Annotated in this window: 9 protein-coding genes; 8 read left to right on the forward strand and 1 reads right to left on the reverse strand. The window is 35.6% G+C overall.

Annotated features, from left to right (window positions below):
* The 5 genes from ABY905_RS11400 to ABY905_RS11420 all read left to right on the forward strand — a co-directional run.
* Nucleotides 1-238 (forward strand): CDP-glycerol glycerophosphotransferase family protein (locus ABY905_RS11400; RefSeq protein ID WP_372643865.1); only part of this gene is annotated, 238 nt, incomplete at its 5' end.
* A 33-nt stretch (nt 239-271) separates the two neighbouring features.
* Nucleotides 272-2,080 carry an aminotransferase class I/II-fold pyridoxal phosphate-dependent enzyme gene (locus ABY905_RS11405; RefSeq protein ID WP_372643868.1) on the forward strand — a complete coding sequence of 603 codons (1,809 nt, stop codon included), beginning with the start codon at nt 272-274 and terminating at the stop codon, nt 2,078-2,080.
* Nucleotides 2,074-3,201 carry an NAD/NADP octopine/nopaline dehydrogenase family protein gene (locus ABY905_RS11410; RefSeq protein WP_372643871.1) on the forward strand — a complete coding sequence of 376 codons (1,128 nt, stop codon included), beginning with the start codon at nt 2,074-2,076 and terminating at the stop codon, nt 3,199-3,201. The genes ABY905_RS11405 and ABY905_RS11410 overlap by 7 nt, the downstream gene beginning before the upstream one ends.
* Nucleotides 3,198-4,298 carry a CDP-glycerol glycerophosphotransferase family protein gene (locus tag ABY905_RS11415; protein ID WP_372643874.1) on the forward strand — a complete coding sequence of 367 codons (1,101 nt, stop codon included), beginning with the start codon at nt 3,198-3,200 and terminating at the stop codon, nt 4,296-4,298. The genes ABY905_RS11410 and ABY905_RS11415 overlap by 4 nt, the downstream gene beginning before the upstream one ends.
* A gap of 49 nt (nt 4,299-4,347) precedes the next feature.
* Entirely contained in the window at nt 4,348-4,737 is a 390-nt protein-coding gene (locus tag ABY905_RS11420; protein WP_372643877.1) for an adenylyltransferase/cytidyltransferase family protein, read from the forward strand.
* Between the two features lies 1 nt (nt 4,738).
* Here ABY905_RS11420 and ABY905_RS11425 read toward each other — a convergent pair whose 3' ends face one another.
* Nucleotides 4,739-6,208 carry a lipopolysaccharide biosynthesis protein gene (locus ABY905_RS11425; RefSeq protein WP_372643879.1) on the reverse strand — a complete coding sequence of 490 codons (1,470 nt, stop codon included), beginning with the start codon at nt 6,206-6,208 and terminating at the stop codon, nt 4,739-4,741.
* Nucleotides 6,209-6,454: 246 nt separating this feature from the next.
* Between ABY905_RS11425 and ABY905_RS11430 the strand changes: the two genes are divergently transcribed.
* From ABY905_RS11430 to ABY905_RS11440, 3 genes are all read left to right on the forward strand, one after another.
* Complete coding sequence (locus ABY905_RS11430; RefSeq protein WP_372643882.1) at nt 6,455-7,327, forward strand: cell division protein FtsX; 873 nt, start codon at nt 6,455-6,457, stop codon at nt 7,325-7,327.
* A 46-nt stretch (nt 7,328-7,373) separates the two neighbouring features.
* Nucleotides 7,374-7,616: a DUF3098 domain-containing protein gene (locus ABY905_RS11435; protein WP_372643885.1), complete on the forward strand. Its 243-nt coding sequence runs from the start codon at nt 7,374-7,376 to the stop codon at nt 7,614-7,616.
* Between the two features lie 180 nt (nt 7,617-7,796).
* Nucleotides 7,797-7,915: undecaprenyl-diphosphate phosphatase (locus ABY905_RS11440; protein ID WP_372643888.1), on the forward strand; the 119-nt coding region annotated here is incomplete at its 3' end.

Consider the following 7,915-nt stretch of genomic DNA (forward strand, 5'->3'; position numbering starts at 1 on the left):
TCCTTACGACTTGGAAGAGTATAAGAAAACCAAAGGTCTGTTTTTAGATTTTGAAAAGAATACACCTGGCTATAAGGCAAATTCATACAAGGAATTCGAGAGTCAGATTGAAACCTATCTGAATAACTCGCAAGAACACGCCGATTGGCGAAAGACGATACGTGATATGTATCACACGCATCAGGATGGTGAAAGCTGTCGACGCGTTTATCAACTGATCAAAGAATTGAATCAATAATATGAAGCCCGAGGGTTTTATTAAAAATCGAATATGCAAGCAATAATTCTAGCTGCTGGTCTTGGGAAAAGATTGGGGAATTTGACTCAAAACAACACCAAATGTATGGTTGAAATCCATGGCAAAACGCTTATCGAGCGTTCCTTGGATAATCTATCCGAATCTGGAATCAGCAGAGTGATTTTGGTTATTGGTTATGAGGGGCAAAAAGTGATCGATTTGTTGGGAAACAGCTATGCCAATATGGAATTGATATATGTTGAAAACCCAATTTATAATAAAACCAATAATATTTATTCGCTCTATTTGGCTAAAGATTATCTGACCGATAGAGATACGATTCTACTGGAAAGTGACTTGATTTACGATGCCGAGATTTTAACCAAACTGATTGCTGCTGATGCGCCAAATTTGGCCGTTGTAGCCAAGTACGAATCGTGGATGGATGGAACCGTTGTTACGCTCGATGAGAATAACAACATCTTAAACTTTATTCCCAAAACACATTTCGATTATCAGCAACTGCATAATTATTATAAGACAGTTAATATTTATAAATTATCTAAGAATTTTTCAACTTCACACTATGTGCCATTTCTCGAGGCTTATTGTAAAGCTTTAGGGCATAACGAGTATTACGAGCAAGTCTTACGTGTGATCACTCTTTTGGAAAATTCCGATTTAAAAGCCTATAAAATCGATACCGAAAAATGGTACGAGATTGATGATATACAGGATTACAATAATGCCGAAACCGTTTTTGCACCAGCATCAGAGAAACTAAAAATGATTCAAGCACGTTATGGCGGTTATTGGCGTTTCCCTTACTTGAAAGATTTTTGTTATTTAGTAAATCCTTACTTTCCGGGTATAAAGATGGAGAATGAGATTAAGGCTTATTTTCATGCCTTAATGAGCGAATACCCATCTGGCTTGAATGTTCAAAATCTCCTGGCAGCTCGTATGTTCGATTGCCCGCAAGAACAAATCGTAGTTGGTAATGGAGCAGCTGAGTTAATCAATGCTTTGAGTTATGTTCTAAAAGGAAAAGTAGGCATTATAAACCCTAGTTTTAACGAATATGCCGAACGATTCGAAGCTTTAGGCCTTGAGACCTTTATTCCGGAAAATGAGAACTTTTCTTATTCACTTTCTGAATTAAAAGCATTTTCCCAATCCGTAGAGCAGCTTCTATTAATTAATCCTGATAACCCAAGCGGGCATTTTATCCCGGTTAATGAAGTTCTTGAATTAGCTCAATTCTTAGCCGATGCTAATAAAAAGCTCATATTGGATGAATCCTTTATCGATTTCTCAACCGAGGGGCCAGAGAATAGTCTAATCAATTCTGATGTGTTGGCTAAATTCCCGAACCTGATTATTATCAAGAGTATTAGTAAGAGTTACGGCGTACCAGGTTTCAGATTGGGCGTGTTAACTTGTTCTGATTTGGACTTGATTAAAGAGGTGAAAAGTAAAATATCGATCTGGAATGTGAATTCTTTTGGTGAATTTTTCATGCAGATTTTTGAGAAGTACAGAAAAGACTATTATAAAGCTTGTGATACTATATCTTCCGAAAGAGATCGTTTTTATGCCTGTTTAAACGAGATTGAATTCTTGAGGGTGATTCCTTCACAAGCGAACTATTTCCTTTGTGAGATTATTGATGGCAAGACTTCTACAGAATTAACAGAACGACTTTTAATCGAACACGATCTATTCATAAAAGATCTTAACGGGAAAAAGGGGTTCGAAAATAAAGAATACATTCGCATCGCAGTTAGAGACAGGCAGGACAATGACTTCATTGTTGATGTATTAAAAAACATAGTATGGTAATTGGCATTTGTGGAGGTGGAAATATTGCGCACAGTTTAATTGGTTTGTTGGGAGCAGATACCTCGAATGAGGTTCGTTTGTTGACTAGAAAACCCAGTGAATGGCAAAAACAAGTTCGTGTTATAAATTGTGAAGGAAGCGATCTCTTAGGTGAGATAAGCCTGGTCTCTGATGATGCCTCTCAAATTATACCCGAATGTGAATTGATTATTTTAGCTCTTCCTTCTCAGGCAAGAGAGAGTCTAATAAAACAAATTGCTCCTTTCGTTTCTGAAGGCACTTGGATTGGATCTTTCCCGGGAATGGGAAATTTTGAACTGATTTGCCATAAACACCTGCCTTTAAAAGAAAAAAACATTCGAGTGTTTGCTAGCCAAAGAGTCCCTTGTATCGCAAGAGTATCCGAATATGGGAAAGAAGTTGTGATGACTTCGAAAAAGGATAGCATGGCAGTGGTAACTCTCAATCCAGCATATGCTGAAGAGATATCGAACTTGCTATCTTCTTTATTAGATATGCAGATTCTACCTTTGAATAACTTTTTAGAGGTAACGCTTTCTACATCGAACCCCATATTGCATCCAGCTCGTATGTATGCCTTGTTTAAGGATATGAAAGCTGATGAGGTTTGGGATAAGAACCCTACTTTTTATGAATCATGGAATTTAGAATCTTCCGAAATCCTAATCAAAATGGATGAAGAGGTTCACAATCTATTGGAGAAAATTCCATTCGACCTGAGTGGTATTAAACCCTTATTGGAACATTACGATTCAACCAACGCTAAGGAATTAACAAAGAAGTTGACTAGTATTCAAGCGTTCAAGGGGCTTTTATCTCCCATGAAAAAGATTGATGAGGGTTTTGTTATTGATTTGGAGTCTCGATACTTCATTGAAGATATAAGTTATGGGCTGATTTTGATAAAAGATATTGCACACCTATTTTCTATAAATACGCCGACTATTGATCAAGTCATTTATTGGGCTCAGGAACTTTTGAATAAGGACTACCTGCTTGATGGGAAATTGGAAGGGGCAGATTGTGAAGAACTTTTATTACATCTTTCTTTTTCGATAAGCAGTCCCGAGGAATTTCTTAATTTTTATCAGCAATCATGAGAAAAAAGAAGCTACTGTTTATCGACTACATCCACTCAAGTGTTCGAGACCTGATGGTCTATTACGATAGGAATCTTCGTGACGAATTTGATCATAAAATCGACATTGAGATATATAAAAAGCCTTATAAGAAGAACCGCTCTTCAATTCTCGGGATTCTAGCTCGTAAGTGGTATTTATTAAAAAAAATACGAAAGCCTGATTTGGTTGTAGGCGATACTTATACGCATGCTATTTTCAAAGCGGGAAAGAAAAGTATGTATATTTTTCATGGAGCTTTAACCAAACAACATCCTGCCAAGAATCACAATGCCCTTACCGAAAGAGGAGGGGATCTTCGTAAAATGGATTATGTGGTGGGTTTCTCAAAACGTGATCAGGATAATTATATGCTTGATCAAGATGGAAAACCCAATGGGAATTTTGAATTGCTTCCTCTGGGACTTCCGCGAAATGATCAATTGTTTTCAGAAGATTATAAGAAAAAAAGTCGGGCTTACTATGATGAAAAATATGGACTGGAAGGAAAGCGAATTGTGCTTTATGCTCCTACATTCCGTAACTATTCCGAAGAGATCAAACTGCCATTTTCAGCTTCTGATTTTGACATATTAAACGAATTCTTTGAAAAGAATAATTGGGTAATGATTTATCGCCCTCATTATATTGAAAGTATTATCCCTAAAGAATACCTGAAATCAAAGGATAATATTTTAATTTTGGATTCAATAAAAGAGGAGGATAGTCAGAAATTGCTTGCTGCTACTGATGTTTTGATGACTGATTACAGCTCTATTTATGTAGATTACCTAATTCTCGATCGACCAATTTGTTTTTTGCCTTTTGATTTAGAACTTTACGATCGAGAAAAAGGGCTTGTCATTGATTTTAAGGATGAGGCCTGTATTCCAGGGCCAATTATTGGTAATGCAGATGAATTATTGACTTTATTTAATGAAGTTAATGCATCAAAAGATCAGTTTGCAGATAGAAGAGCTCTTTCGAAGAATTACTATTTTGAATTCTTTGATGACAAGAGCAGTAAGCGAGTTTGGGATGCTATTCTTTACGATATTCTCGAATTGAAAAGAGAATAGTCTAAAGTAGAGTTGATATATTTACAGAATTGTTAAAACATATTATAGAATGAGAAGAGTTATTACTTTCGGAACATACGATCTATTTCATATTGGACATTTGCGCATTCTTGAGCGCTCTAAACAGAATGGCGATTACCTAATTGTTGGTATCTCAACAGATGCATTAAACTATTCTAAGAAGCAGAAGAATCCTATTTATAGCCAAGAGGATAGAATGGATATTATTAAGGCACTTAAGGTTGTTGATGAGGTTTTTTATGAAGAATCACTTGAGCTAAAAGGCGAGTACATCAAAAAATATAAGGCCGATGTTTTAGTTATGGGTGACGATTGGGCTGGTCGTTTCGATATGTTTAAAGAACTTTGCGAAGTCGTTTACTTACCACGCACCCCATCTGTATCTACAACAGAAATTATCGAGATTATTAAAAGATAACTTATCGCTTGATGAGTTTCATTGTGAATTCATTAAAATCTTTCGAGATACGGAAGCCTAGTGTTAAAGCGATATAGATAAGGCTTACGATTGCTCCTCGAACTATGATATCTATAATATAAGAATCTTGTTTGGGGAGTAAATAGGCAATATAGTAGGATATAATGGCACTGACAACAACTAGGACATAGCGATAGTTGAAGGGTTGAAATTTATATCGCTTTAGTAAGAAAAGGTATTTCATCAGGTTAAAACACAAGCTAGCTGCAAATGATGCTGCAGCAGCCCCAATAATTCCCCAAAGAGGAATCATAATCGCATTGCTTATCACAATAATGATGGCATAGACTCCCAGAAAAAGCGATTGCTTTCGATAAGCGGGTGAATTTTGAATGACCACGCCACTGATTCCAGATAGCATTAGCACCACATTGGACAAGCCGATAAAGAATACCACATACTTTCCTTCAATATATTCAGGTGTGACTATCTGAAGGACATTATCAATGTTTACCCACAAACCTACAAAAAGAAGACAGGCTAACATGAACTGGTGTAAGCCACTTTGTGCGTAAGTTTTAGATATGGTTTCAAGATCTTTCTTTTTCCAGGCCTCAGCAATTATTGTGCTTGAGATTTTATTTAATGTGCGGGATGGCATAGAGATTAATATGCCAAAATTCGCCATAACCGCAAATATTCCTGTGGCGCCTAGACTTAGCATGCCTGCAAGCATCAATTTGTCAATTTGGGAAGCAATCTTATCTCCAAAATTATTTAGAAGCCCATATAGAGATGTGTTAATCATGATCTTTTTCAGATCAGGTTTAATAAAGTTCAGCTGAGGTTTAAATGAAACTTGATTACGCTTGATGAGAAGACCAAATAATAAAACTGCAGGCAGACAATAGGCAGAAACATAGATGAATATGAGTTGTGAGAAGTTGATGTAATCTTCCCCTAATAAGATCAAAGATGCTAAGACGATTAGCTTAAAAACAATATCCCTGAAAAAAGTTCCTGAAACGGCATCGTAAAGAACCCGATTATATGCATCGAATAAGTTAAAAAAGAGGCTAAAGAAAACGAGCGGAATCAGGTAGATCAGATAATTGAGATTAAGAGCATCATCCCCATTGAAATAATTGGCTGCAAAGGGTTGAAAGGCTAAATAAGCCAGTAGGGAAATTATAAAACCGACTATCCCAACACAAAAAAGAAGAAACATGAAACCGTTGTGTTGGTTTTTCTCATTTCTGAAATAAGGGAAAAGTCTGGAAATGACAGCACCGAAACCTAAGCCTGAAAATTGTGCTGCCATCATGGTGGTTGCAATCAGCCACGATAATAAGCCAACTTCTTCAGTGGAAAGAATGCGAGGGTATAAATAAGCGATATTAAAAAGTCCTATTATGGCTCCTGCATATGAAAATATTGACCCAATAATGGTTTGTTTTCGGATAATACCCAAGCTGTTTTTTTTAAGTGTGAAGTCTGATTAATCAAAAGTAATAAAACTAAAGGAAAGTACGCGCTAGTCAACATCTCATATATTATGAAATAGAGTAATCTATGTTTACTTAGCTTTCAGTACACTTAGATCCATTAGTAAGTGAAAATAGTGAATAAATTACTCTGAATCTAAAGGTCTATTTCTGATTAAAAATTGTATTTTCGCATGTTGCCATAAATTTACATTCATAATAAAATTACTCGCATGGCTCAAAGAAATAAAGCTTCTAAACGTCGTTTGAAAACTTCATATTTTAGCTCGATAATTAGTATTTCACTGGTCCTATTTATGTTGGGGCTTATGGGTTTGCTGGTTTTGAATGCTAAGCAGTTATCTAATTACGTGAAAGAGAATATAGGTATTTCAGTTGTATTAAAAGATAATGTAAAAGAGGTTGAGATTCGTCGTTTACAGAAAATTCTCGATGCCAGTTCCTTCGTGAAATCAACCAAGTTTATTGATAAGGAAACTGCAGCTAAGGATTTACAGAAAGATTTGGGCGAAGATTTTATTTCATTTTTAGGTTATAATCCATTATTGGCAACCATCGATGTAAAGTTATATGCTGATTATGCCAATCCAGAGAGTATTGCTAAAATAGAGAAAAACTTATCAAAGTATGATGCAATTCAAGAGATTTATTATCAAAAATCCCTTGTGCATCTGGTTAATGAGAATGTGAAAAAGATTAGTTTAATACTGCTTGCATTCAGTGGATTACTCTTTTTGATATCGGTGACACTAATTAATAATACGATTCGTTTATCTATCTATTCACACCGAATGCTGATTAAAACCATGCAATTGGTTGGAGCGACCAGAGGCTTTATTCGTCGACCATTTATTGGGAGAAGTTTTTGGCACGGCATTTTGGGAGCCATCATTGCAAACTTACTTTTAAGTGGTGTGATTTATTTATCTCAAAGAGAATTACGAGAGATAATTACATTCGAAAATGTAGAAATGTTGGGTTTATTATTTATTCTAATCACTCTGATTGGTATTGTGATAACTTGGATTTCAACCTTTTTGGCAGTGAATAAATTTTTAAGAATTGATACAAGACATTTGTATTAGAAGCCTAACGAGATACGTTTAAACAGGATTAAACTCTTTTTTATATATGAACAAGGACGATAAAAAACTTGAATTTGCTTTGGCAAAAGAGAACTACAAGCTTCTGCTTATTGGTTTCGCTATAATTATTATTGGTTTTATGCTGATGATTGGTGGGGGTTCAGAGGATCCAACCGTTTTTGATGAAGACATTTTTAGTTTTCGTAGAATTACTCTAGCACCTATGGTTGTTCTTTTTGGATTTGCATTCGAAATTTACGCTATCATGAAGCGACCAAAAGAAAAGTAGATCTTTTAGAAGCTAAAGGTTTTTGAAAATGACCGTATCCATTTGTTTGGTTGCGGTTTCATTTTGTATAAGGCAGTATGGGTATTAAACAGAAATGAGATAAGAATTACACTGATACTAGAATACATACAAATAACCGACAGCTTTGGCTGATCGAGTTCTGTATTAAAAAAAAAAGAAATGGATTGGATAGAAGCCCTTATATTGGGATTGGTGCAAGGATTAACAGAATTTTTACCAGTAAGTTCTAGTGGTCATCTGGAAATAGGGAAAGCTCTTTTGGGCGTAAATGCTGAAGA

Source organism: Ancylomarina sp., from assembly GCF_041555295.1.
In the GTDB taxonomy this organism is placed as follows: domain Bacteria; phylum Bacteroidota; class Bacteroidia; order Bacteroidales; family Marinifilaceae; genus Ancylomarina.